The sequence below is a fragment of the Chryseobacterium sp. Marseille-Q3244 genome (genome assembly GCF_940807095.1).
GTDB lineage: Bacteria > Bacteroidota > Bacteroidia > Flavobacteriales > Weeksellaceae > Chryseobacterium.
In genome coordinates this window covers 68,662-92,480 of record NZ_CALNWX010000008.1, presented here as the reverse complement: position 1 = coordinate 92,480, position 23,819 = coordinate 68,662, and the positions used below count along the sequence as shown (strand labels likewise).

Here is a 23,819-nt window from a genome sequence, read left to right as displayed (position 1 = left end):
GATTAACATTTAAGATTGGGATTCGGGTAATTATCGCTTTGATCTTCCACAGTATTATCTATACACACGAAATCTTTTTCCACCAAAAGTTTTACTGCTCCTGTCTGCCCGTCAAATCCAACAATATCTGTAGAAACCAATTCTTCTACCATGGCTTCGGGCATTTTCAATACGATTCTATTTTCAATGAATGCTGCAGACAATGTGGTGTCTTCTGTTTTTTCTATGGTATAGATAAACGGCCGGTCTACAAATTCTGTAAAGCTTGAAATAATTCCGGTTTTCCCTAATTCTGATACTTCGGATTGGGTTAAACGAAATCTGATGGAGTTGTCTTTTATTCTTATTTTCATTTGTTTCTTTTTAATGATTAATTCTTCTTATCTATGTACCTGTGTGGTAAAATTTATTTTTTAAAACCACATAGATACATAGGCTTTTATCAATGGTTTATTCTTATTCGTCCATTGATAGGGATTGCTTTTCAACGATGTTATGAAAACTACTTTCGTTATAAATATTAAACCGGTTGTCTCGAAGAAATCCTAATAACGTCATATCAAACTCTTTTGCTAAATCTACGGCCAAACTGGATGGTGCTCCTATTGCCGCAACTGCTGAAATTCCTGCCATAGCGGCCTTTTGAATAAGTTCGAAACTTGCTCTTCCACTCAGCACCAAAATTTGATCCTTTAGTGGAAGTTGCCCGGTAAATAATGCATGTCCAATCAGTTTATCCAATGCATTATGCCTTCCTACATCTTCTCTTAGAGCCAGCAGTTGTCCTTCAAAGTCAAAAATCCCGGAAGCATGAATCCCTCCTGTAGCACTGAAATTATTCTGAAAGGACTGCAGATTTCCCGATAACTGGTATAAAACCTCAAATAATAAGGTATGCTGCTCCCTTTCGATATGCTGAAAAGTGCTTACTGTTTTTATAGATTCTATAGAGCCTTTTCCACATACTCCACAGCTGGATGTGGTATAAAAGTTTCTGTCTGCATGATTTAATTGAGGACTAAAATCTTCAGCCAATTCCACTTCAATAATATTTTCCCGGTTTCTGGAGCATTCTGCCTGTAGATGATCTATCGTTTGGATTTGATGATATTCTGAAATAATTCCTTCTGTAAATAGAAAACCGGCAGCCAATTCCGCATCATTGCCGGGAGTTCTCATCGTTACCGATATATTTTTACTGACCCTCTGACCTTTTGAGCCATAGGAAATCCGGATTTCCAGCGGTTCTTCTACAGAAATATCATCAGTATAGAGAAAACTTTTGTCTTCTTTTACTTTAACAATATCTATTTTCTGTACAGATTTATTTTCTAATGTATTGGTTTTCATATCTGAATAATCTGTTATAGTAAATATACGAATTTCCGGTCTTTAATTATGGATGAGCAGAAACCCATTCTTCACCATCTTCAAAAATCTCTTTTTTCCATATAGGAACGGTTTTCTTTATGGTATCAATAATGTAACGGCATGCATCAAAAACAGCATCCCGATGCCCATCACTTACCACAATGATTACGGCGGCATCACCGGGAAACAAATTTCCTATACGATGATGAACAACAATATTGCGGACAGAAAACAATGTAATAGCTTGATCTGCCACCTTCTTTATTTCTTTTATCGCCATAGACTGATAACATTCATATTCCAAACGGATGACAGGTTTGTTTTGGGTAACGTTCCGGACAGTTCCTATAAATGTCGCGATCCCTCCACTACTAAGATCCTGTGCCAGAGTAAGGCATTCGGTGATATCTAATGTATCTTCTGTTATTCTGATATCCATCATTTCTTTTCGTTTTTGATTTTGATGCTATAAAGTATATTTTTGGGGTGAAACAATGCCACGAATACACAAGTTATGTTTGAGTATTCACAGGTTTTACCCACCACTCACCGGAGGAATAACCGCTATTTCATCTGTCTCTGTAATGATCTGATGCTCTTCTGCATATTCTTCATTCACTGCAATGAAATAGGATTTCAATTTTACGAGCTGGGGAAAATCATTTTCAAGGATCATTTTCAGTTCTTTAACATTGAGATTATCCTGTACCTCAAATTCTTTTTTTGATACTCCGAAAATATCTTTTATGATTCCAAAAGCCAATATTTTAAGTTTCATTTTATTTTTAAACTAAGGTTTTACCAATATTTCATGAGAACATTTATGCCTGCCACCAATACAAGGATTGCAGTCATTCTTTTTATAATCAAAGGATTCCATTTCAGGGACATTCTTGATCCAATTTGTCCGCCTATAAAAACGGCAAGACATAAACTTAAAATCCTGAAATAATCCATATCTACGGATAATTTTGAAAGTTGACCAAAAATTCCAGATATAGAATTTACTAATATAAAAACACTGGAAGTGGCTGCAATTTTCCTTGGGGTATCCCATTTCATAAGATTCAGCAGGGGAGAAAGGAAAATTCCGCCTCCTATTCCTACCAATCCTGATAAAAAGCCAATCCCGCCTCCTAAAAAGCTATTTCCCAACACTGCAGATTTCGATTCCAACAGCAGTTTCTCTTCGTCTTTAGTTTCTGTTTTAATCCATAATAAAATTGAAGCGATGATAAGGGTAACCCCTAAAATCAGGAAGAATGTTTCCTGACTTATTTTCAGTATTGCTCCTAAATAGGCCATGGGAACACTTACTAAAGTAATAGGAATCACTTTTTTCCAATCAATCTGTTTATTCTTAATATAAATATATACGCCCCCAACTACAACAATTACGTTACAGATCAAGGCTGTTAAGCGAATTTCCTGATAAGGGAGACTATACATTGCTAATACCGCCAGATAGCTGGATCCACCACCGAATCCTACCGATGAGTATACAAAAGCAATTATCAAAAAGAACAGAAAAATCTCCCAATGCTCCATATTATTTTGTTGAAGGTTAATGTTATTACAATAATACTCATTTTGAAGCTTGTTTAATGATAGAAAACAGAAAAGTCTTTACAATGATTTGTGAAAAAAATGTCATACATTGTTTATCGCAAGAATAAAATATTGGGGTACCATTATCATTTATTAAATTTGATTCATTAGAAAAAGTAAAAATGCCAGCAAACGAAACACAAAAAAACATGAATTCTCAAAATGTCACCGATTATCCTAACAACAACACCTATTTTCTGGTTTGGAATTTCAAACAGGATGCAGATCTTTCTAAAATTAAATCTGTATTCCAGAGAATCTGTGCTTTAGTCACCAATCTGAACAATTCAGCTCTTGACCGTTTTCCGAATTCTAAAGCGAGCTGTGTGTTAGGGATTGGGTATGAGGCATGGTTACAGCTTGAGCTGCCTACTCCACTGCCTAAAGAATTTAAGAAATTTGAAGAAATACAAGGCAGTAAACATACTGCAGTAAGTACAAGAGGAGATCTTCATTTTCATATCCGTTCTGATGAAAAAAGTCTGGCGTATGACATGGCCTCTACCATTTCGGATTTCATGACTGAAATTGCAGACTGTATTGTAGAAGTTCAGGGATTCCGGTATTGGGACAGCAGATCTATCTTAGGTTTTGTAGATGGTACGGAAAATCCACATGGAAAAGATCGTGATTTTTTTGCCATTATCGGAGATACAGATCCTGAATACGAAGGAGGAAGCTATCTTTTTGTACAGAAATATATCCATAATATGAATGCCTGGAAATCTCTTTCTGTGGAGGATCAGGAAAAGGTGATCGGAAGATCAAAGGAACAGGATATTGAAATGGATGATGATGTAAAACCTAAAAATTCTCATATTGCCTTGGCCAATGTAGGTGATGATTTTAAGGTGGTAAGAGACAATATGCCTTTTGGAAATGTTTCCACGAATGACATGGGAACTTATTTTATCTGTTATGCAAGTACATTCAGTACAGTGCAAAAAATGCTTACCAATATGTTCATTGGCGATCCTGTAGGAAACTACGACCGAATTCTGGATTTCAGTACTGCCCAAACAGGAACTTTATTTTTTGTTCCTTCAGCAGATATGCTGGATGAATTTTCTTCTTAAATTAAGTTGTATACAAAAAGCTATTTTGAATAATAAAATAAATGAACCATTTCTTGTGAAATGGTTCATCTTTTATAAAAGTCAAACTTATTTTAAAATAACTTCAGCGTGTGCTTCTTCACTAAATAAAATATTCTTCAGTGTATCCTTACGAATCTTGACAACATCTCCGTGCTGAACTTTATGTTTCTTTTGTAAAGATCTTTCATGAACAAAAACAGCATCTGCTTCCATTAATTGATTCAGTTTACTTGATGAAAGGTTTAAACAGGTTCTGATCACGGTTGATAATCTGAGATTAAACTCAAAAGGGCATTTGATTCTAAAACTCAATACTTCACTATCAGAAGCCATCATTTGCTCTATAGAGACTTCATCAAACTGAATTTCATAGGCGACACTCTCCAAATCTGCCTCTGCATTATTTTTCTTTCTTGTTTCCCGGGAAAATGCATATTCCCAGGCCAGATCCGTATCATTCTCCGAAAGACGATTAAAGATTTCCTTACTGATGGATTCTGTTCTGATTCTGGAAAACAGGGTCATATTGTATCGGTGGCTGCATTTTACACATCTGTAAATTAACCAGATATCGATGTTCTTTTTTTGGGCATTCAGCCTGAATTTATCACTGCAATGAAACCTTTCGCTGTCACAATGGCTGCATTTCTTTTTCAAAAGGGGGGTGTTTTGGGCTTTTACTACCCAGGTATACTCTATACTCATTATAATGGGTGCTTACTATTCTTAGAATTTTTTTCACCTATTATTCAACATTATAAAGTCATAACAGAAATAGCTTCTCCTATTCCTTATCTGATCGGTATAGCCGTCAAAATCGGGAATAACAGAAACTGCCTATATCAGCAATGCAATTAAATAATAGGGTTAAATGGAAACCTATTCGGGTAGATTTACCCAAACAAAAGAATAATTAGCCTGTGGTTGGAAGGCTAATAGTAAGCTATAATAGGTTTAAGAGTTGTTCTCAAAACAAATTGTTTACTTGGTTGGGATAAAATTAGTTAATTCTTTACAAAAAACAAATTTTTTATTCCATTTCAGAAAATAAATACCAATCCTTACTCACAAACAGCTTCTGTTAGATACAAAAAAATGTACGTGGAGTCGTCAACGAATGATGAGGAAAATAATAAGTTTTTGAATTCATTTTAAATCCACAGATCAAGGAAAGTTTTAATATTATTTTGTAGCTTAGATTTCAGTATTACAGTGTGTTATTATTTTAACGAATTTATTTAAAACTAGACCATATGTGGTGGGTATATGCAATTCTTTCCGCATTTTTTGCTTCACTGACTGCCATCTTTGCCAAGATTGGTGTTACAGGCGTGAACTCAAATCTTGCTACTGCTATCAGAAGTGTGATTATCTTGCTGGTAGCCTGGGGAATTGTTCTGGCACGAAGTGAATATAAAGGTATCCCAACCCTTTCCCGACATAATCTTATCTATCTTGTGGTTTCCGGATTAACAACAGGACTTTCCTGGATCTTTTATTTTAAAGCTTTACAAGCCGGTAAAGTGACTCAGGTAGCTCCTGTAGATAAATTAAGTATCGCTTTAACAATTATTCTTTCCGTGGTATTCCTTGGGGAATCTCTTACTGTAAAAACAGCGATTGGTGCCTTATTGATTATTATAGGAACCATAGTTCTCATCTTTGAACAGTGATTGGCTTTTAAATGCGAGATTCGCAAGAAGAGAATTCAAAACATTTATTTTTCATCATATCGTATCAATCCATCTATACAGATCAACATCAGCAGAAATTCCAAACGATTTTCTGAGTCTGCTTTTTCTGGTCTGAATGGTTCGGACTGCCAGGTGATTATACTCTGCAATGTCTTTTGTTGTGAAACCTAACTTAATTAAAGCACAAAGCTTAAATTCATCACCACTCATATCAGGGTTAAGTTCCATCAGATTATCATACAAGCCGGGAAACATCTGCTTTACTTTAGGAATAAAGGCAATATCATCATTCATGGCCAGTTTTACAATACCTTCCAGGTCTATCTGATCTTTGCTATTGAGCTTTGTTCTCATGTCTGCAATAATCTTTTCACTTCTTATAGCCTGTTGGTATAATTTCACAATTTTGAATTGTTTGGAGACTATAAAATACCCTAGGATACTAACGCCTAAAAATACTTGCAAAAAAGTAATCAGTCTTTGATTTTCTGAAAACAGAACATTATCTGCTCCTTTAATGGTAAATATTCTGAAATCATAGTAATGACTGATACTAAAAAGAATAAGTACCGTAAGATAAACAAGAAGATTATACCAGACTGTCTTTTTGGAGTTAAAAATAAACAGTGAAGCCAGCATAATGACAAAATAATATAATGACAGTCCATTTTCAAAACCTGTGGTAGATGAAAAAAAGAAGATGATAAATAACAAAAGTTCCAAACTAAACAGCGTCACAAAATGGTTATAACGTAGTTTTGTAAAGAAGAAAAGGAAGAGATAAAAGATCCCCAATGCCGTTAAAGCGAAAAAATTGACCTTCAAGCCAAATAACAAATCTCTGCATCCGTTAAAGATCAAAACAGCTCCAAGGGAAAATGCAAATAAGTTCATTCTCTGCGCCTCAATAAACTCAAGCGGATCTGTATTGGGAGCAATATGTCTGTTCGCTATATAATCCCAGATTTTACGAAACATAATTTATAAATATTGAGCAAAAAACATGAAATTCAATACAAAAATAAATAAAATGCTTTTATATTTCATTCAAATAGTCAATTTTGGTTAAAAAATACATTTACAGAATTTCTTTATTATATTTAAAAACGTCTGGCTGCTATAAAACTGCAGGCATACATTTCACCGGCCTCATTTTCTGTACAGTGAAGAAAATTACAGATATAGGACAGCTCTATATTGCTTCAGAAGCAGCATTCTCAATCAGATTTCCTATATGAATGTTTTTATAATTCGTATTTCTTTTTTCTTTTAAAACAGTATTTATAATTAGTTTATGTTTTGTTTTAATAGATCAATTAAGTCTGTCAATCAAAAGAATATTTTGATTTTTCTTATTCTTATCAGACAGAGTATTTAAAGGTTCCGGCGGGGCGGAGCCCCGCCGGAACTAAACATTAAGAAGACATTCTTTGTGCTGTAATATGAATACGCCTGATGTTATTGGCAGGAATGGTATCATTTAAGTTATCTACATACACAAAAATGGTTAACCGGTACCAAACGCCGTCAATCGCCAGATCTATGGTTTCTATTTCCTGTGAATCATCAGAACTGCTTGTAGAATTTATAGGCGTGGAACTGCTATTCATATTATCTCCCCAGTTAAGGTAGATCCCGTTATCCGTTTCCACATATCCTCCCGGAGCTACTAAAATATTAGCACGGCGAAAACGGTCTACACTGGATAATGCAGCATACCACATTTTAACATTACTGGAAGATACATTTACCAATCTAGGGTTGTAAGTTACTCCACCTGATCCTGTATTGGAACTGGACCAAAAACTAAGATCCAGCCTAACTTTTCCTCCTAAAATAGGAGGATTCGAAATCATCGTACTCAGCAAACCTGTTGTAGTAGCTGGAACTTCATACGTGAAAAACTGGTACTCTCCCGGACTGAGCTTTTTCCCTCCCCCAACTTCTGCGTTACACGTCTGGCCGCCTATAGAAATAGGAAACACTGTTGTATTAGGACTGGATACTGTCGGGGTTCCGGAAATAGTATAAATTAAAGTGCCTGAACCTTGTGCAAAATTTCCCTGGGTAATGGTTGCGGTAAGTCCGTTTACAGGTCCTAATGTCTGGGTAGAATATATTCCACCGTTTCCTCCTGTATAAGGAATAGTCATTGTTCCTTGAAAAGGAGTTCCAGCTGTATAGGTCAGCGGATCCAGATTAGCATCAGTACATCGTAAAGCGCCTATGACCCCCTGTTGCAATAAACGCCCATCCAAAGGTCTCCATTGGCTGCCATCCCAATATACATATCCTGCATAGGTAAATGTAGATTGTGTTCCCTGATTAAAAACCAATAGTCCAGTAGCAGGGCTAGGAATTGTAGAAGAATCATTGTAGGCTGTTAAAGCTACTCTTGGCCCCAGAAAACCTTTCTGCTTTCCTGATGCCAATTGACTCACATTAAGTTCTACTATTGCAGACAGATCAGGGGATGTAGTTCCTACCCCTACACTTCCATCAGCCATAACTACAAAATCATTGGCTTGTTGTCCTGCAGTAGGACTTCCAGTTGCATTATTGTCTTTTTTTCCATCAATATTGAAGATTCCCTGTGGATTGGGAGTATTGATGCCAACCTGTGAATAGTTGAGCGAGTAAACCATTATAAATAATGGAAGAAGATACTTTTTCATTCTGTGTTTATTGTATTTAAATTGAGTATCACAATGGTTTTAGCTAAAGAAGTTTTTTGTTACATAGAGCATACTGAGTACTTTTTCCATAGCTCTAAACTGCTTTTTCTAAATCGATATTGTTGTTTAAAATTTCAATGCAAGATTAGAGTTATTCGCTTCTCAACCCAAGAAAACCAATACGCTATAGATACACTACAAGCCCATTATTACATACGTCACAGATACGTCTAGCGTCAAACAATAAACATCAATATATTGAAAATGAAATAATTAAAATAAAAAAAATTAGTTTTACAAAAATTCAGATTATTTACATTAGGGATTTAAAAATAAACGTTCTATGAAGTATGTTTCATAGAGCGTTTTATTCCATATATTTTAAAAAAAGTAAAATTTCCAAAGGAAAACTTCATTCAGAACCAGGGGAAATGTTGTAATATTTGAAATTAAAACAAAATTTTAGTTTTAATATCCTATGCTTTCAAAGTAACCAAGATAAGTCTTAATCATTAAGATATCATTTTTTACTATTTCCATTCCCAATTCAGTTCTTCATGATAGGGAATTTTCTGGTCGCTACAGATTTCATGGAAATAGTTTTTTAGCTCAATAAGGTTATGAACCTGTTTCTTAGGAAATATCAGATAATTTCCTGCATTCATGTTAATAAAAAAATTTTCCCCGGTCTCTGAAATCCATTCAAAATGAGCTATTGCGTGTTTAACCTCAAGCTGAGCATTCTTAATCAAAATATACTCTTTATTGAATTCTACATCAAAAGTATTGGCTTCACTACTTTTATACTGTTCTCCCAAAGCAATGGTTGTATAATAACGTTTATAGTAACGGCTGGCAAATTTTGGATAAATCAGATAAAAAAGGCCGCCCACAATAAGGATTGCTACACCTAATATTGGTTCGAAAAGCATCATGAACAGTCCGATTACAGCAATCATTCCTGCGAAAACATAGCCACTTACCCTTTTCGACTGTTTCACTTCATCAGATTTTGAGGCTTCATACAGTAAGCTGTCCAACATTGTTTTTTCATTAAAGCTCAGAGTCATTCTATTCATGATGTGTTATTAGTTTTAATAATTTTGATTTAAATTTAAAGAGGTTAGTCCTATTAAAAAATAAGGCAGTTTCTTATTTCTCCTAAAAATACTCTATTTTTAAGAAATTCTATTTTGCCTTCTTGAATTTTATACAAAAGACAGAAGGAGTAACCAGTATCTTCATCAATATTGTAAACCTGAGAAACGATGCCATCTAAGTTAGTATCATTTAATCGGATAAGTTCGTGAAAAACCAAAACAACAGTCTCTTCTTCCAAGTTTTCAATTTCATCTACAGCTGCATCAATAGCTTCATCCAATGTATCAGCGATGATTTTCTTAAGATGAGTATTTCCAAAAGAAATAAACAGAGAATACTTTATATTGCTATGGATATAGCCAATAGCAATCTCTTCTGCTTTTTCTATTTCAGCCTGTAAAACAGGATTCAATTCTTCAAATTTCATATAAAACAGTATTTATTTTTTCTCTGAACAACAGCCACCTGATTGAGAATAAGGCTAAAATACAAAAAACTTAAGCTCCGAAAAGTCAAATGAGAACTGAATGCTCACCACTTTGTCTCTTTTAATTCGATACATTTGTATCCTATTGATATGAAAAAGATACCAGCATTACAAACCTTACAGCTTATTACACTAGAGCGCCAGGGATTAGTACAAGCTACGCCATTTGGAACCGGAAAAAAAGCCGTGCTTACTGCTATGGAACGTCTCGGATATATACAGATTGATACATTATCTGTAGTAGAGAGGGCTCATCATCATACTCTATGGACAAGAATTCCTGATTTCCAGACTAATTACCTGGAAGAACTGGTAGAGGAACGTAAAGTATTTGAATACTGGTTTCATGCCGCGTCCTATCTTCCAATGCAGGATTTTCGCTATGCATTGCCCCAAATGCTTCATGTAAAGCAAAATGATTCTCATTATTATAATGCAGATAAAAAGGTCATGGAATATGTAGTAGATACGATCCGCACAGAAGGCCCCAAAATGGCAAGAGATTTTGAGAGTAAAAAGAATAAAGCAGGAAGCTGGTGGAACTGGAAACCTGCAAAATTGGCTCTGGAAAGACTTTTCATGCAGGGAGACCTGATGATAAGCGGGCGCAGTGGTATGCAGAAAACCTATGATCTTACAGAAAAGGTATTGCCTTCATCCATCAATACAACAGTACCTACTCCATTTGAATTTGCTGAATATTTGGTCAAAACTTCTCTCCGCGCGTATGGTTTTGCAACGTTAAAACAGATCACCCATCTCAGGAAAGGTGATACATTGAAAAAAAATGTGAATTTGGTTTTACAATCCTTACTTGAAAAGGGCGAAATACAAAAAATTTCTATTGAAGGTCTTTCTTATGTTTTCATCCAGAATGATTTACTTGAAAAATCTGATGAGATAACCGGATCAGGTGTCAGATTGCTGTCTCCATTTGACAATTCCATTATTCATCGTGACCGTGTTAAACAAGTTTTTGATTTTGACTTCCGTCTTGAGTGCTATGTTCCCAAAGAAAAGAGGCAATATGGCTATTTCTGTCTGCCCATCTTATTTGGCAACACCTTTATTGGAAGAGTAGACTGTAAAGCCCATAGGAAGGATAAGAAATTTGAGCTGATCCACCTGCATATTGAGAATACAGATATTATTCCGGAACTTTGGATACCTTCTTTTACCGATGCTGTAAAGCGCTTTGCTGTTTTTAATGGCTGTGAATCACTGCTGCTGACCCAAGTGAGCCCACCAAAGCTGAAAAGTCTGATCAATAAAGCTTTGTCTCATTAATTTATAAAACATATCTATAGTGAAAATCTACAATCCCAAGAGTTACAGATTTCTTTTCCTTTCTATTTTAACAACTTTTTCCGTCTTTTCCATTTTATAGCTGTTTTTAGTTTTTAAGCAGTTGCTCCCTATATTCTATTCCCCATTTGGCCATCGTATCAATAATATCATGCAGGCTTTTTCCAAATTCTGTAAGCTCATAATCTACCGTCACAGGCATGGTATTGTTTTGGGTTCTGCTCACCAAATTATTCATCTCAAGATCCTTAAGTTCCTTTGAAAGAGTTTTGGCTGCAATGCCTTCCAGCTGTCTCTTCAAATCCATAAAACGCATCTTACCTCCAAAATACAGGTGACTGATGATAATCGTTTTCCATTTCCCTTCGAGTAAATAGACCGTGTCCTTTACGCCACGGATATGGTTTTTACATTCCGGTCCCAGTTCCATTCTCTCCTTTTTCATACTTAATTATTAGGATACAAAGTTAGATAATTATCAGCCATTCATGGAACTTAGTTACTTCCAGGTAACTGATTACCTATAGGTAACAGGTATATAACAGCAACCACTTAAGATGTAACTTTGCATCACAATCAGTAAGTAAATCATACAACTATGTCACTACAAGAAACACTAAACTGGAGATCTGCGACAAAAGGCTATAACGGAAAAATCATTGAGGATGAAAAGCTGGAGCAGATATTGGAGGCCATTCGTCTTGCCCCTTCAAGTTCAGGATTACAGCCATTTAAAGTTTTAATTATTAAAAATAAAGAACTGAGAGAAAAATTACAGCCGATTTCCTGCAATCAGGATCAAATTGTACAAGCCTCACATATTCTTGCCTTTGCTGCCTGGGACGAATATACCCCCGAGAGAGTTGATTCATTTTTTGCCTTCAGCAATCAGGTAAGAAACCTACCCCATAATGCCACTGATGATTATCGTTTGAATCTATTGGGAATGCTGGAAAAGCAAACCAAAGGCCAGCATTTTAATAATGCTTCCAAACAAACCTACATTGCTTTAGGTTTCGGACTTTTGGCAGCAGCAGACCTTAGAGTAGATGCAACTCCCATAGAAGGATTCGACAATGAAGCTGTGGATGAACTATTGAATTTACCGGAACAAGGCTTAAAAAGTACCGTTTTAATGGCTCTTGGTTATAAAGATGAAGAAACAGACTGGTGGGGAAAGCTGGACAGAGTAAGAAGATCGAAGGAAGAATTATTTGTGGAGATCAACTAAATTAAGCATAAAATTAATAATAAAATTCAGGAGATCTTTTAAAGGTCTCCCTTTTTTTGTCTTACATTAAGGGTCCCATAAATCATTACAATGGAACTAAAATTAAGCATCCTAGACCAAACACCTATTATAAAAGATGGTAATGCTTCTACTGCCCTCAACAACAGTTTGGCATTAGCAAAAATAGCTGATACACTAGGCTATCACAGTATTCTGTATTCGGAGCACCATGGCGTGGAAGCCTATGGAAGTTCCAGTCCGGAAATTCTGGCAACAACAGTTCTTGCCAATACAAAAAACATTAAAGTAGGCACCGGAGGAATTATGCTCCGTAATTATTCTGCATTTAAAATTGCTGAATGGGCAAAAATGCTCGCCACATTTTATCCCGATCGTTTTATATTGGGCCTGGGAAAAGCACCCGGAGGACTGAAAGATGCTATTTTAGCATTGAATGGACATAAACTTCCCATCCTTAATAACATCAATGATAAACTGGAAGAAATTATCACCTATCTAAAAGAGCAAAACTATAAAGATACAGAACTGTTTGCTCAGCCTACTCATGTTTTGACATTACCGGAAATTACCTGGTTGGGTTCCGGAGAAAACTCGGCAAAAGAAGCAGCTAAATATGGTATTTCCTACTCTATGGCTGATTTCATAGTGGATGGATCCAATGCAGAGATCCAGAAAATGTATCAGGAGGCATTTAATGATAAAGGATATGGAAGCCAACCATCCTTTCAGGTAGCAATTTCTGTTTCCGTGGCCCAAAATGCAGAGCAGGCACGCCGTAATGCATTTGGAATGGTCTATCAGTTTGTAGAATCCAGAAAAATTCTGGCTCCCGGAGCATTGAAATCGTCTGAAGAAGTTGAAACTCTTATTGCTAAAAGTGAAGATAAAGAGTTGTTTAATTCCTTATTGGATAAAGTTGTAGTGGCCACTCCAGATACCATCCATTCAAAATTGGAAGAAAAAGCATTGCAGTATGGAACCAATGACCTTGTGATATTATCCAATACGTTCAGGGAAGAAGACAGGATCTTCACCTATGAAAGTCTTATTTAGCAAAAGTCTGCCCTGTTTTCAACAATAGGCAGACCTGTTTTCATATGCTAATCCTTATTTCAAATTCCTTGTTTCCAGTTCTTTTTGTAATGCCTGATTACGTTTGTTCCATTGAATTGCCAGGAGTCCTGCAAAAAACAAGGGGAAAAAGGTGAAAAACCCAATTCCTTTGGTTACACAGCTATATACTGCAACACCCACAAAAAATCCTATGAGAACAGCATTGGTTATTTTGTCGGATTTAGACTTATTCTTTTTTTCTAATAACTCCTGATCGGTTAACTCATTTAATTCTTTTTCTGCCATGATTATTGGTTTTAGTTTTTTTGATTTGAAATCCTTGCTAACTTACAAAAGTTTTACCTTTATAAATGAAAAAAAGTGTACAGCATTTGATTAATTAGCTGCAGGATCAACAAGTTCTGTTGTTATTCTTATGGATTTTAATAGATTTTTATCGTCGAAAAACAATGTGGTAAAATGCTTTCCATTCTTAAAAATAAGTTTTGCTCCGCCGGGAAATTCACTATCAGGTCCAAGCTTTTGAATTTTTGCGTTATTTTTTTTGAATTGAACTTTAGCTTTCTCCAAAGTAGTTTTATTCATCACAAGACCGTATGGTAACCCACTTATGACCAAGTCTTTATTATCGGATACGTCAAAAAACATTTCGTTAATAACATTATTCTTTCCGAGACTACTATAAAGCTCTAATCCTGATTTCGTAAGCCATTTAGCATATTTCTCTTCATTAGCATCTTCATAGAAAACAGTTTCCACATGCAAGGCTTTCGAAATTTTATCTGGTGTCTGTGGAAAAACAAATCCTGAGTTTTTATCCAATAAGGAATTCAAATCTGCTGTTTTTTGTGAAAATGCAGTAACGCTTAAGAATTGAAAAAGGACGGCCAGTGCCAGAGTAAATGGTTTTATTTTCATATTGACTATTTTAATGATTTTCGGACTTAAAGATATTAAATTTAGCGATTTCAGTTTTAGGCTTTTTAGTTCAAGAATGATCGGTTATTGATAAGCGAAACCGGAAAAAAATAATGTAAATTTGTCCTATCTTACCGCAAAGGTTAAGTTTTTAGTTTTTAATATAATGAAAAAAACAGCATTTTCTTTACTGGCGCTTTTGTTACATCTGGCCTGCCAGGCACAAAATTTTGACGTTATTCCATTAGGTATTTATGGAGGAGAACAGGAAGATAACTTATCTGCTTATTTAGTTGGAGGTACCAAAGACAATACATTCCTTTGCCTGGATGCTGGAACGGTAAATACCGGAATCCGAAAAGCAATTCAACAAAAAAGCCTTACCGGCTCAGAGGAAACAGTTTTGAAAGACCAGATCAAGGGATATTTTATTTCCCACGGCCATTTGGATCATTTAGCCGGTCTTATTATCAATTCTCCGGCTGATGCCAAAAAAGATATTTTTGCCATACCATCGGTAATTCAGATTCTGCAGAATCATTATTTTATTACAGATACCTGGATCAATTTCGCAGATCAGGGACAGAAACCTATCCTTGGAAAATATCATTATAATGAACTTCAGGAGGGAGTAGAAACTCCAACACAGAAGACTTCTTTTTTCTTAACAGGATTTGAATTAAGCCATGTCAATCCATATAAAAGCAGTGCTGCATTGGTCAGAAATAATGACCATTACCTTCTTTATCTTGGAGATACTGGTGCCGACAGAATTGAGAAGTCTGACCGCATGGACAATCTTTGGAAAAATGTAGCCCCATTGATCCAAAAAAAACAATTAAACACCCTATTGATTGAAGTTTCTTTCCCAAACAGCCAGCCTGAAAATCTTCTGTTTGGTCACCTTACCCCTAATCTTTTAGTAGAAGAACTGGAAAAACTGAAGGAAAAAACCGGAAAAAAAGATCTGGAAGACCTTACTATTGTGGTTACCCACAGAAAACCCACAGGTAACAATCCTGAGATCATCAAACAAGAATTATTGAAAAACAATCCTTTAAAGGTAAAATATGTTTTCCCTGAACAAGGTAAAAGAATTAACTTACCTTAATAGTAAAAGCGATGAAACATAACCTTCATCGCTTTTTTATCCTACATTCTTCAAATCTTCCACTGATTAATTAATTATTTCTCCTTTATTGTTTTCCAATTTGCCACGAAATTTCTGAAGTTCTTCAGGGTCCGGCTTATTCCAACCGGTTGCTTCCCCAATAATTTTCAATGGAGATTCAGAGCGATAGGAACGGGTCAGATTACCCGGAAATTTTTTATCAGTCAAATTCGGATCATTTTCAAAACTTCCCACTGGTTCTACCACATATACCCTTTCTGGTCCATCCCCTTTTGCTAATGCAGCAGCAAGTCCAGCTCCATTGACTAAGGATGTAAAGTAAATATGATTCATGATAAATTCAGACTTATAATTAGAATGGCCCCCTGCCGTTAACCAATCTCCTATTTTCAGATCAGCTTTGGTTCCATGATAAAAAGGACCTTTATCAAAGATTTTATCTTTTACCGATATTGCCAGCGCATTATATTCTTTTACTTTTTCCGGATCTGAAAGCTCATGATAACATTCGGCAATCTTTAAATAAAGAGTATGAAAAGCACTTTTAGGCGTATCATCATTTGCTTTTAAAGCATGTTGTAGAGCTATTTCAAACCATTGTAGCCGGTTGGAAACTTTTTTTTGAAGTCGGGCCACGTAATACGCTGCAAGAAATTTTTCGAAATCGTCTGTTGCTTCATTCCAGCCTTGCATAAATAATTTTTCAGCTTCTTCAGATTTGTTTTGTTCTTCCATACCCATTCCCTGGATACAGAGTTTAACCACATGGTTAAATGGTGAAAATTCCATAGTATACATATTTTGTTTCAGATTTTTTTAAATTCCGATGCTAACACTTTCGGTAAATTTACACAAATACGTCAATCGTATTGATTCAATTGCTTGGATTCATAAAAACATTTAAGATCTCACATGAATTTGATACAAAAGATCCTACATTTTCCATGATTGAAAAAATAATATTATATTTAAAGGAGCAGCATGTTGGGGTAAAATTTTTCTGTTACTGAAAAATACCATGAAGGCCTAAAGAAATCAAAAATAAGAAATATGGACAAGGAACTAATCAAGAAAATACAAGACAAAAAACATTATTACGAAAATATTGAGGCTTTGGAAAAACATTTAGATCAGCATTTCAAAAGTGAGGAAATGACTGTTTTTCATGAGATGCTGTCTCTCGATTTTCATCTTGACGTTTATTTTATCCAACCTGAAGATGAAGACTTTAATCTGCTAATAACTTCTGGTATGAGTCTACTGGAAATGCAGGTTCCCGATGCCATCGAAAACAAAGAAGACTACACTTTTGCAGAGCTTTTGATGATACTTCCTAAAGATCTAAAATTTGAAAAAATATATCCAAGTGAGGGAGAAAATGATTGGATCATAGGCATGATAAAAGATATGGCAAGGTTTCCTCATCATCAGGATACGTTCTTAACCGAAGGACACTCTCTGCAGGCGTGGAGTGATGTTTCGGAACCTTATGATGAAAATACTCAGTTTACAAGCTGTATTTTATTGCCTTCCGCTACTTTTGATGACGATTTTATGCAAATTGCCAGTGATGACAGAATCATTACCCTGTACACCCTTTTCCCACTCTACCAAAATGAATTGGAGTATAAAATAGAAAACGGATATGGTAAGTTTTTCGACTTATTGATTGCGGGTAATATTCCTGATATTTTTGATAATAACCGTAAAAATTTATTAGGATAAATTTTTGCGATAAACATAATTTTAAAGTCTGATAGTCAAGTTTCCAATTTTGGTTATCAGGCTTTTTCAAATTCAAAAAAATATTGACCTTTATTTTTTCCTGATAATGATATCTCCTTCTGATAATCTAATTTCCTTATTGTTGATCCTTATTTCAATCCATTGAGCTGGATCATCCGATTCACAATCATTCATGATGCGGTAATCAGAATATCCGGTATTAGAATCCGGCAGTTCCAACATGGTATCAATGGTCTTTTTACTGATCTGATACCGATCAGAGATATCCAGTAAATACATAAGCTCTGATAATTCTTTTTTTAACTGAGTATTGGATTCTTTATCTATTCCATTGCTGATTAAACCATTCAGTTTTTCAATTTCCTTACTAATAAATTCCCTTGCTCCTATCATTATCTTTGTGAATGCTTTTGAGCAAAAATAGTTATTTTCAAAAAGAATAAAAGACGGAACTTCTATCAGTCTTACTTACTTTGAAATCGTAGATATTCCCGTTGATGAATTTTATGAGAAGGAGAAATTAGCCTTCTCTCATTTTTTGTTGTGAACATATCAAAAGACAATTTTTATTCCGTTGAATATAGATATTTATTGACGCTTTAATGGACTTTATATACAATTTATAACATTCTATTAAATATCAAGTCTTTATTTTTGCAATAAATGTGCATTTATTCAGATATTTGAATATGACTCTATTCCTAACTCCTGACAATGTCTATAAGCTGTACCATATTGATTCTTCAAAAAAGATGGAAGGTATTGTTATTCTGCATCAACAAAACCATCCCGAAAAGGAATATACAAAGAACACCCGTATATTTGATGGGTTATTGCTAGGATTTATGATAAAGGGATCTATGAAAGCTCAGATCCACTTTCAGGAATATGAACTCAATGAAGGTGATATTGCTGTATTGCAACCCCAACTGATGATTGACACAAAATCCCTAAGCGAAGATGCAGAAATAATAACGATTGGGCTTTCTTTAGATTTCATTACAGAGTTCCCAGTCCTACGTGAATTTGTTATGAACAACGAGGTCCGATGGCAGCCTGTTATCAGGCTTCAATCTGAAGAAATAGGCTTACAAAAAGAATTGGTAACCCTGATACAAAATTTTTACCATAAAAGTCCCACTCCCAAAAAGGCTGAAATGCTACGTCATCTTGTAATTGCTCTAATGTGTCTGATTTCTGAAGCCTATTCTGGACTAATAAATCAAAACAGCTTTACCAAAAACCGTACTCATGAAATCATTGATGATTTTTATGTCCTGATTTCAAAATATGCAAATCAACAACGAAGTGTTACATTTTATGCAGAAAAACTTCATTTAACACCACAATACCTTTCAACTTTTTTGAAACAAAAAACAGGCAAATCAGTATTACAATGGATTGATCATGTAATGATTCTACATGCTAAAACATTACTCAAATCAACCAATTTATCTGTTAAACAGATTAGCCATGAATTAAATTTTGAAGATTCGAGTGTCTTCTGTAGATTTTTCAAAAGAATTACCGGGATTTCACCAGGAAGTTTCAGGAATAGATAATGAACAATATCTAGTTCTAAATTATATGTTGTACAATCTTACAAAAAGACCATTTTTAGGATATTTTCTTCCGTAAAAATAAAAATGACACATTATAAATTGTATACAAATACCATCAAAGTGTAAAAGAAATAGAGCTTGCCTAATCCTACTTTTACACCATGAAAAATTCAACAAAAAAAGCGGCAATCGGGTTTATATTTGTAACCTTACTGATTGACATTACAGGCTGGGGAATTATTCTCCCGGTAGTCCCTAAGCTAATCAAAGAACTTATTCATGGTGATATCAGTGAAGCGGCTCAATATGGTGGCTGGCTTGGTTTTGCTTATGCTTTTACACAGTTTATATTTTCACCTGTGATAGGAAATCTCAGTGACCGGTATGGAAGGCGTCCTATTATTTTAATTTCTCTTTTTGGATTTGCTGTAGACTATATTTTTCTGGCGCTTGCTCCCTCTATCGGATGGTTATTTTTAGGAAGAATCATTGCAGGATTTACTGGAGCCAGCATATCAACTGCAAGTGCCTATATCGCTGATATTTCAACAGATAAAGACAGGGCTAAAAACTTTGGTATGATTGGGGCTGCTCTGGGGCTGGGGTTCATTATCGGACCTGTTATTGGAGGGCTATTGGGGCATTATGGAGCAAGAGTTCCGTTCTATGCCGCTGCCGGTCTGTGTATTTTAAATTTTCTTTATGGATACTTTATTCTTCCTGAAAGTTTAGATAAAGAGAAAAGAAGAAAATTTGACTGGAAACGTGCTAATCCGATCGGATCACTTCAATTTTTAGGAAAGCACCATGAAATATCGGGTTTGGTTATTGTCTTAATTCTAATCTATATTGGAATTCATGCTGTACAGAGCAACTGGCATTTTTTTACCATGTATAAATTTGGCTGGACTGAACGAATGGTCGGAATTTCTCTTGGGGTACTTGGATTATTATTAGGATTGGTTCAAGGTATTCTAATAAGATGGACAACTCCTACATTGGGAGAACATAAGAGCATTTATTATGGGCTTATTTGCTATGCAGTAGGATTGTCTTTATTTGCCTTTGCCACACAGGAATGGATGATGCTTATCTTCCTTATCCCCTATAGTTTAGGTGGAATTTGCGGTCCTGCATTGCAATCAGTTATCACCAAAAATGTCCCATCCAATGAACAAGGTGAACTTCAGGGGGCATTAACAAGTTTAGTAAGTGCTACCTCCATCCTAGGGCCTCCAATAATGACTAATTTATTTTATTATTTCACACATGATGAAGCGCCTTTCAAACTTCCGGGAGCTCCTTTTCTCTTTGCTTCTATTTTGATGCTAGTTAGTGTAATAATTCTTCATTCTGTATTCCATCAAAAAAAGGGAAATAAATTCAAGAATTAGAAAGTTCCTCAATGCTTTTCATGAAAAATCAAAATGAATCTATTTCAAATAACAACACCAGTTCAAAAATGAACTGGTGTTATTTCTAAAAATATTCTGATATCCTATCTGCTAAGTTTATCTTTTATCACTGCTGCAGCCTGTAAAATTGATGTTTGTATAGCTGGTATGTTAGCTAAAGGGTTTAATAAGCCATAATCATGAATAAGTCCACTATATCTTGTTAGGGTTACTTCTACCCCGGCCTCATTTAATTTTCTTGCATAGGCTTCTCCTTCATCACGAAGTACGTCATTTTCTGCCGTCTGAACCAAAGCAGGAGGTAATCCTTTTAATTGTTCTAAGGAAGCTTGTAGAGGAGATGCGTAGATTTCTTTACGTTTTTCTGTGTCTGGAAGATAGTTGTCCCAGAACCATTTCATCATATTTTTGGTAAGGAATCTACCTTCCGAAAATTCATTGTAGGAAACGGTTTCAAAATCCGCATCAGCAACAGGCCATAGCAGTACCTGTAGTTTAATATGTGGACCATTGTTATTTTTTGCCATCAATGCCATAACAGCAGTCATATTTCCTCCCACACTATTCCCGACAACGGCAAGGTTTTTTCCATCAACGCCAATTTCTTCTCCATGTTCAGCAACCCATTGCATTGCTGCATAAATCTGATTGATTGCCAACGGATATTTTGCTTCCGGTGAAGGGGTATAATCTGGAAATACAGCTACTGCGCCACTTTCCACAACCAAATCTCTTACCAGTCTGCGGTGAGTAGGATAATCTCCCAACACCCATCCTCCCCCATGAGTGAAGATAAATACCGGTGCATTGGGCTGACTTCCTTTAGGTTTGGTAATGTGAATATTAACTTCATATCCGTTCTGATTGATTACCTGTTCTGTTTCTTCAATTCCTGAATAATCAACTTCAACGGATTTCTGAGCACCTACCAGGATCTGACGGGCTTCTTCCGGGCTTAATAACTCCATGGGTGTACCCTCTCCCGAGTTTAATGCCTGTAAAAACGTGCGTACTTCAGTAAAAATCTGAGGATCATTTTCTCCTTTGTAAGGTCTTTGTTGTGCCATGATATTTGTATTTAATGTTAATAAAAAGAACCTAAAGCTTTTAAAATATACCACTTTATCTGTCATGAATCGTAATACTCAATTGATATTGCAAATCTACTCCCAACCAGGCAATTTAATAAGACACAAACGGCTTTATTAATTGTACTTTTTTCCCTCGTCATACTTTTTTCTAAAATTTGAGGGTGTGTTCCCAACTTTTAACGAGAATAATCTGTTAAAATACGCCGGATCTTCATATCCGAGGTGATAAGCAATTTCCTTGGCACTCATCGCGGTATGAATCAATAATCTTTTGGCCTCAAGAATAATACGGTCCTTGATGACTTCATTGGGCTGAGTCATATTCATTTTTTTTAACCGGTGGGACAGTGTTTTGGGAGCAATCCCTATTATATCTGCATAGTCTGCAACGGCATGCTTTTCTTTGTAGTGGTTTTCCACCAACAGGCTAAACTGGCGGTAGAAAGCTGTATCGTGGTCAATTCCGTCATTTACTTTGTCCAGATGCTGAACACTCCATAGTCTTGTAGAAAGGATGATGATCTGCTTCAGGTATACTCTCAGCATTTCTTCCTGCTGAGCCTGTTTCACTCTGAATTCATTCTGTATAGCTTTCAGAATATAGGTAATAACAATTGTATCGGTAGCGTTTAAAGTAATCATTGGCATATTGCTTAGATTATTGAATAAAAGGCCATCACAGGCTACCTCCGAATCGTGTATCTGAATACAATAAAAATCCCGGTTATAATAAATCATAAGACCAGGCTCTTCTCCTATATTTTCAATATGAAAATGCTGATTGCTGTTGATAAAGAAAACCGCTGGTTCTCCCGTTGTATACTGCTTAAAATCGACAGTAAGCGTATAGCCTTCCGGTAAATATAGAATCTTAATATAGGATTTATATTTTTCAGAATTAACTTCCTCTAGGTCAGTCTGACTAACCCTGTGCAGTCCCATTTTTTTATAAAATGATTCAAGGAGACATTGTTGAAATTCAATCATACATTCAATTTGAATAATAGGAATACAATACAGATTTACAAATCAATACTAAAAAACAATCCCTATAATTACTCCTGATAAAATTACATTTTTTTTCTTGTGAATGATTAATTTTCAACCACATTACGGTTTAAATTTTATTCTACGCCTTCTGTTACATTCATGATTGCTTTTTACTTTTTTATGTCAACAGGAAATTTTTATCAGACAGAGTACTCTATTGGCTCATTTCTTTTTCCACTTATTCATTACATGCAAAACAATGATAATCAAACTCTTTAAAGGCCGTAAATATTTTAAAATAGAGCCCTATAAAAGGTCTTTGTTTGTTTAGATTTAAAAAACATCAAATTTTATTAAAAAATATTTTGCCAATATTTAAAAACTTCCTATATTTGCACCACTAAAAACAACGATATAATCGGAGTTGAAGGAGAGTTGGCAGAGTGGTCGATTGCGGCAGTCTTGAAAACTGTTGACTGTAACAGGTCCGGGGGTTCGAATCCCTCACTCTCCGCAAAAAAGGTACAAATCAAATGATTTGTACCTTTTTTTTATTATAAAAACTGGACAATAACCAATCCTGATGAAACGCATACTCTATGCATTAACTGTTTTGTTTATTCTCAATGATTCAAAGGGTCAAAAAATCATGAATACAGACATCAGTAATTTATGGAAAGCTTATCATCGTATTCAGAAAAATAAAAAAGTAAAATCCTCCGACAACCTTTTTCTTAACAAGAATAATTTTTGCAGCATTTTCATGATAACCCCACCTTTCAGCTTATAAGTTTTACTCACTATAAAGCCTTAAACTGGAAAAATGAAGCAGAAAAGGACCAAAATGAAGGTTGAAAACTCCAATTTGGTACATCAATAAAAATAATACTTCCTGATAGCCCGATATATAGGATTTTGTTTGTTTTTTTATTAGTAGACTTATTATAATTTTTTATATATTTGCACCACTGAAAACAACGATATAATCGGGGTTTAGGGAGAGTTGGCAGAGTGGTCGATTGCGGCAGTCTTGAAAACTGTTGACTGTAACAGGTCCGGGGGTTCGAATCCCTCACTCTCCGCAAGATGCAACCTGCAAAATCAATGATTTTGCAGGTTTTTTGTTTATAGCAGCTGCTATAATTTTCAAAAATACTCCAATTGTTTGTGGCAGATTCGTGGCAATATTTAAAACATATAAAAACCATCACAAACATTAACATCCTAATTTAATACCCTACTCCATTAATCTATCCTGAACTGAATAAGCAAAAAAAATCATTCCTAAAATGATCATGAGT

General features: G+C 35.3%; 26 protein-coding genes and 2 tRNA genes. 11 read left to right on the top strand and 17 right to left on the bottom strand.

Going from position 1 to position 23,819, the window contains the following annotated elements; all coding sequences use genetic code 11:
* Positions 1–2: 2 nt before the first annotated feature.
* The 5 genes from NBX25_RS15470 to NBX25_RS15450 all read right to left on the bottom strand — a co-directional run bounded on the left by NBX25_RS15470 (position 3) and on the right by NBX25_RS15450 (position 2,919).
* Entirely contained in the window at positions 3–353 is a 351-nt protein-coding gene (locus tag NBX25_RS15470) for a DUF7009 family protein (RefSeq protein ID WP_123907951.1), read from the bottom strand.
* Between the two features lie 103 nt (positions 354–456).
* On the bottom strand, positions 457–1,350 hold the full coding sequence (gene fdhD / locus NBX25_RS15465) for a formate dehydrogenase accessory sulfurtransferase FdhD (protein ID WP_250254292.1): 894 nt from the start codon (positions 1,348–1,350) through the stop codon (positions 457–459).
* A gap of 46 nt (positions 1,351–1,396) precedes the next feature.
* Positions 1,397–1,813, bottom strand: a complete 417-nt coding sequence (locus NBX25_RS15460; RefSeq protein ID WP_123907953.1) for a molybdenum cofactor biosynthesis protein MoaE — start codon at positions 1,811–1,813, stop codon at positions 1,397–1,399.
* 93 nt (positions 1,814–1,906) lie between these two features.
* A complete protein-coding gene (gene moaD, locus NBX25_RS15455) occupies positions 1,907–2,149 on the bottom strand; it encodes a molybdopterin converting factor subunit 1 (RefSeq protein ID WP_250254291.1) in 243 nt (80 codons plus the stop codon).
* A 20-nt stretch (positions 2,150–2,169) separates the two neighbouring features.
* A complete protein-coding gene (locus tag NBX25_RS15450; protein WP_250254290.1) occupies positions 2,170–2,919 on the bottom strand; it encodes a sulfite exporter TauE/SafE family protein in 750 nt (249 codons plus the stop codon).
* Positions 2,920–3,128: 209 nt separating this feature from the next.
* On the opposite strand from NBX25_RS15450, the gene NBX25_RS15445 reads away from it, so the two are divergent.
* On the top strand, positions 3,129–4,055 hold the full coding sequence (locus NBX25_RS15445; protein ID WP_123907956.1) for a Dyp-type peroxidase: 927 nt from the start codon (positions 3,129–3,131) through the stop codon (positions 4,053–4,055).
* A gap of 87 nt (positions 4,056–4,142) precedes the next feature.
* Here the strand turns inward: NBX25_RS15445 and NBX25_RS15440 are convergent, their stop codons facing one another.
* Positions 4,143–4,781 (bottom strand): DUF1062 domain-containing protein, encoded by a 639-nt coding sequence (locus NBX25_RS15440; protein WP_250254289.1) that lies wholly within the window; start codon positions 4,779–4,781, stop codon positions 4,143–4,145.
* 548 nt (positions 4,782–5,329) lie between these two features.
* Here NBX25_RS15440 and NBX25_RS15435 point away from each other — a divergent pair.
* The gene (locus NBX25_RS15435; RefSeq protein ID WP_250254288.1) at positions 5,330–5,749 is read left to right on the top strand and encodes an EamA family transporter; all 420 of its coding nucleotides are present in this window, start codon (positions 5,330–5,332) and stop codon (positions 5,747–5,749) included.
* A 54-nt stretch (positions 5,750–5,803) separates the two neighbouring features.
* Here NBX25_RS15435 and NBX25_RS15430 read toward each other — a convergent pair whose 3' ends face one another.
* From NBX25_RS15430 to NBX25_RS15415, 4 genes are all read right to left on the bottom strand, one after another.
* Positions 5,804–6,748 carry a helix-turn-helix domain-containing protein gene (locus NBX25_RS15430; RefSeq protein ID WP_228412831.1) on the bottom strand — a complete coding sequence of 315 codons (945 nt, stop codon included), beginning with the start codon at positions 6,746–6,748 and terminating at the stop codon, positions 5,804–5,806.
* 437 nt (positions 6,749–7,185) lie between these two features.
* The gene (locus NBX25_RS15425; RefSeq protein ID WP_250254287.1) at positions 7,186–8,445 is read right to left on the bottom strand and encodes a phage tail-like protein; all 1,260 of its coding nucleotides are present in this window, start codon (positions 8,443–8,445) and stop codon (positions 7,186–7,188) included.
* 530 nt (positions 8,446–8,975) lie between these two features.
* Positions 8,976–9,524: a hypothetical protein gene (locus NBX25_RS15420; RefSeq protein ID WP_250254286.1), complete on the bottom strand. Its 549-nt coding sequence runs from the start codon at positions 9,522–9,524 to the stop codon at positions 8,976–8,978.
* Between the two features lie 53 nt (positions 9,525–9,577).
* The gene (locus tag NBX25_RS15415) at positions 9,578–9,973 is read right to left on the bottom strand and encodes a hypothetical protein (RefSeq protein WP_250254285.1); all 396 of its coding nucleotides are present in this window, start codon (positions 9,971–9,973) and stop codon (positions 9,578–9,580) included.
* Between the two features lie 150 nt (positions 9,974–10,123).
* Here NBX25_RS15415 and NBX25_RS15410 point away from each other — a divergent pair, with 150 nt between their 5' ends.
* Positions 10,124–11,320 (top strand): winged helix-turn-helix domain-containing protein, encoded by a 1,197-nt coding sequence (locus NBX25_RS15410; protein WP_250254284.1) that lies wholly within the window; start codon positions 10,124–10,126, stop codon positions 11,318–11,320.
* A 106-nt stretch (positions 11,321–11,426) separates the two neighbouring features.
* On the opposite strand, the gene NBX25_RS15405 is transcribed toward NBX25_RS15410, so the two are convergent.
* Positions 11,427–11,783: a winged helix-turn-helix transcriptional regulator gene (locus NBX25_RS15405; protein WP_123907962.1), complete on the bottom strand. Its 357-nt coding sequence runs from the start codon at positions 11,781–11,783 to the stop codon at positions 11,427–11,429.
* Positions 11,784–11,936: 153 nt separating this feature from the next.
* On the opposite strand from NBX25_RS15405, the gene NBX25_RS15400 reads away from it, so the two are divergent.
* The gene (locus NBX25_RS15400) at positions 11,937–12,569 is read left to right on the top strand and encodes an NAD(P)H-dependent oxidoreductase (protein ID WP_250254282.1); all 633 of its coding nucleotides are present in this window, start codon (positions 11,937–11,939) and stop codon (positions 12,567–12,569) included.
* Between the two features lie 90 nt (positions 12,570–12,659).
* Entirely contained in the window at positions 12,660–13,643 is a 984-nt protein-coding gene (locus NBX25_RS15395; RefSeq protein WP_250254281.1) for an MsnO8 family LLM class oxidoreductase, read from the top strand.
* Between the two features lie 54 nt (positions 13,644–13,697).
* Here NBX25_RS15395 and NBX25_RS15390 read toward each other — a convergent pair whose 3' ends face one another.
* A complete protein-coding gene (locus NBX25_RS15390; RefSeq protein WP_123907965.1) occupies positions 13,698–13,949 on the bottom strand; it encodes a hypothetical protein in 252 nt (83 codons plus the stop codon).
* A 90-nt stretch (positions 13,950–14,039) separates the two neighbouring features.
* On the bottom strand, positions 14,040–14,582 hold the full coding sequence (locus NBX25_RS15385; RefSeq protein WP_250254280.1) for a hypothetical protein: 543 nt from the start codon (positions 14,580–14,582) through the stop codon (positions 14,040–14,042).
* Positions 14,583–14,748: 166 nt separating this feature from the next.
* Here NBX25_RS15385 and NBX25_RS15380 point away from each other — a divergent pair, with 166 nt between their 5' ends.
* Complete coding sequence (locus NBX25_RS15380) at positions 14,749–15,693, top strand: MBL fold metallo-hydrolase (RefSeq protein ID WP_250254279.1); 945 nt, start codon at positions 14,749–14,751, stop codon at positions 15,691–15,693.
* A 66-nt stretch (positions 15,694–15,759) separates the two neighbouring features.
* Here the strand turns inward: NBX25_RS15380 and arr are convergent, their stop codons facing one another.
* Entirely contained in the window at positions 15,760–16,503 is a 744-nt protein-coding gene (gene arr / locus NBX25_RS15375; protein ID WP_250254278.1) for an NAD(+)--rifampin ADP-ribosyltransferase, read from the bottom strand.
* 261 nt (positions 16,504–16,764) lie between these two features.
* Here arr and NBX25_RS15370 point away from each other — a divergent pair, with 261 nt between their 5' ends.
* Positions 16,765–17,439: a suppressor of fused domain protein gene (locus NBX25_RS15370; protein ID WP_250254277.1), complete on the top strand. Its 675-nt coding sequence runs from the start codon at positions 16,765–16,767 to the stop codon at positions 17,437–17,439.
* A gap of 90 nt (positions 17,440–17,529) precedes the next feature.
* On the opposite strand, the gene NBX25_RS15365 is transcribed toward NBX25_RS15370, so the two are convergent.
* Entirely contained in the window at positions 17,530–17,853 is a 324-nt protein-coding gene (locus tag NBX25_RS15365) for a hypothetical protein (protein WP_250254276.1), read from the bottom strand.
* 296 nt (positions 17,854–18,149) lie between these two features.
* Between NBX25_RS15365 and NBX25_RS15360 the strand changes: the two genes are divergently transcribed.
* Both NBX25_RS15360 and NBX25_RS15355 read left to right on the top strand, forming a co-directional pair.
* Positions 18,150–19,022, top strand: coding sequence for a helix-turn-helix domain-containing protein (locus tag NBX25_RS15360; RefSeq protein ID WP_250254275.1), 873 nt, complete (start codon positions 18,150–18,152; stop codon positions 19,020–19,022).
* A gap of 161 nt (positions 19,023–19,183) precedes the next feature.
* A complete protein-coding gene (locus NBX25_RS15355) occupies positions 19,184–20,416 on the top strand; it encodes a TCR/Tet family MFS transporter (RefSeq protein WP_250254274.1) in 1,233 nt (410 codons plus the stop codon).
* A gap of 104 nt (positions 20,417–20,520) precedes the next feature.
* On the opposite strand, the gene NBX25_RS15350 is transcribed toward NBX25_RS15355, so the two are convergent.
* Together NBX25_RS15350 and NBX25_RS15345 are read right to left on the bottom strand one after the other, a co-directional pair.
* Positions 20,521–21,570: an alpha/beta hydrolase gene (locus NBX25_RS15350; RefSeq protein WP_284346238.1), complete on the bottom strand. Its 1,050-nt coding sequence runs from the start codon at positions 21,568–21,570 to the stop codon at positions 20,521–20,523.
* A gap of 72 nt (positions 21,571–21,642) precedes the next feature.
* Complete coding sequence (locus NBX25_RS15345) at positions 21,643–22,515, bottom strand: helix-turn-helix domain-containing protein (protein WP_250254272.1); 873 nt, start codon at positions 22,513–22,515, stop codon at positions 21,643–21,645.
* A 432-nt stretch (positions 22,516–22,947) separates the two neighbouring features.
* Here NBX25_RS15345 and NBX25_RS15340 point away from each other — a divergent pair.
* Both NBX25_RS15340 and NBX25_RS15335 read left to right on the top strand, forming a co-directional pair.
* Positions 22,948–23,032: transfer RNA gene (locus NBX25_RS15340), tRNA-Ser, on the top strand.
* A gap of 483 nt (positions 23,033–23,515) precedes the next feature.
* Positions 23,516–23,600 (top strand) — tRNA-Ser (locus tag NBX25_RS15335).
* The last annotated feature ends 219 nt before the right edge of the window (positions 23,601–23,819 follow it).

Bases quoted from the DNA above. Each gene is read 5' to 3' on its own strand.
- NBX25_RS15470 (WP_123907951.1), bottom strand. From the start codon at position 353: ATGAAAATAAGAATAAAAGACAACTCCATCAGATTTCGTTTAACCCAA.
- fdhD (WP_250254292.1), bottom strand. From the start codon at position 1,350: ATGAAAACCAATACATTAGAAAATAAATCTGTACAGAAAATAGATATT.
- NBX25_RS15460 (WP_123907953.1), bottom strand. From the start codon at position 1,813: ATGATGGATATCAGAATAACAGAAGATACATTAGATATCACCGAATGC.
- moaD (WP_250254291.1), bottom strand. From the start codon at position 2,149: ATGAAACTTAAAATATTGGCTTTTGGAATCATAAAAGATATTTTCGGA.
- NBX25_RS15450 (WP_250254290.1), bottom strand. From the start codon at position 2,919: ATGGAGCATTGGGAGATTTTTCTGTTCTTTTTGATAATTGCTTTTGTA.
- NBX25_RS15445 (WP_123907956.1), top strand. From the start codon at position 3,129: ATGAATTCTCAAAATGTCACCGATTATCCTAACAACAACACCTATTTT.
- NBX25_RS15440 (WP_250254289.1), bottom strand. From the start codon at position 4,781: ATGAGTATAGAGTATACCTGGGTAGTAAAAGCCCAAAACACCCCCCTT.
- NBX25_RS15435 (WP_250254288.1), top strand. From the start codon at position 5,330: ATGTGGTGGGTATATGCAATTCTTTCCGCATTTTTTGCTTCACTGACT.
- NBX25_RS15430 (WP_228412831.1), bottom strand. From the start codon at position 6,748: ATGTTTCGTAAAATCTGGGATTATATAGCGAACAGACATATTGCTCCC.
- NBX25_RS15425 (WP_250254287.1), bottom strand. From the start codon at position 8,445: ATGAAAAAGTATCTTCTTCCATTATTTATAATGGTTTACTCGCTCAAC.
- NBX25_RS15420 (WP_250254286.1), bottom strand. From the start codon at position 9,524: ATGAATAGAATGACTCTGAGCTTTAATGAAAAAACAATGTTGGACAGC.
- NBX25_RS15415 (WP_250254285.1), bottom strand. From the start codon at position 9,973: ATGAAATTTGAAGAATTGAATCCTGTTTTACAGGCTGAAATAGAAAAA.
- NBX25_RS15410 (WP_250254284.1), top strand. From the start codon at position 10,124: ATGAAAAAGATACCAGCATTACAAACCTTACAGCTTATTACACTAGAG.
- NBX25_RS15405 (WP_123907962.1), bottom strand. From the start codon at position 11,783: ATGAAAAAGGAGAGAATGGAACTGGGACCGGAATGTAAAAACCATATC.
- NBX25_RS15400 (WP_250254282.1), top strand. From the start codon at position 11,937: ATGTCACTACAAGAAACACTAAACTGGAGATCTGCGACAAAAGGCTAT.
- NBX25_RS15395 (WP_250254281.1), top strand. From the start codon at position 12,660: ATGGAACTAAAATTAAGCATCCTAGACCAAACACCTATTATAAAAGAT.
- NBX25_RS15390 (WP_123907965.1), bottom strand. From the start codon at position 13,949: ATGGCAGAAAAAGAATTAAATGAGTTAACCGATCAGGAGTTATTAGAA.
- NBX25_RS15385 (WP_250254280.1), bottom strand. From the start codon at position 14,582: ATGAAAATAAAACCATTTACTCTGGCACTGGCCGTCCTTTTTCAATTC.
- NBX25_RS15380 (WP_250254279.1), top strand. From the start codon at position 14,749: ATGAAAAAAACAGCATTTTCTTTACTGGCGCTTTTGTTACATCTGGCC.
- arr (WP_250254278.1), bottom strand. From the start codon at position 16,503: ATGGAATTTTCACCATTTAACCATGTGGTTAAACTCTGTATCCAGGGA.
- NBX25_RS15370 (WP_250254277.1), top strand. From the start codon at position 16,765: ATGGACAAGGAACTAATCAAGAAAATACAAGACAAAAAACATTATTAC.
- NBX25_RS15365 (WP_250254276.1), bottom strand. From the start codon at position 17,853: ATGATAGGAGCAAGGGAATTTATTAGTAAGGAAATTGAAAAACTGAAT.
- NBX25_RS15360 (WP_250254275.1), top strand. From the start codon at position 18,150: ATGACTCTATTCCTAACTCCTGACAATGTCTATAAGCTGTACCATATT.
- NBX25_RS15355 (WP_250254274.1), top strand. From the start codon at position 19,184: ATGAAAAATTCAACAAAAAAAGCGGCAATCGGGTTTATATTTGTAACC.
- NBX25_RS15350 (WP_284346238.1), bottom strand. From the start codon at position 21,570: ATGACAGATAAAGTGGTATATTTTAAAAGCTTTAGGTTCTTTTTATTA.
- NBX25_RS15345 (WP_250254272.1), bottom strand. From the start codon at position 22,515: ATGATTGAATTTCAACAATGTCTCCTTGAATCATTTTATAAAAAAATG.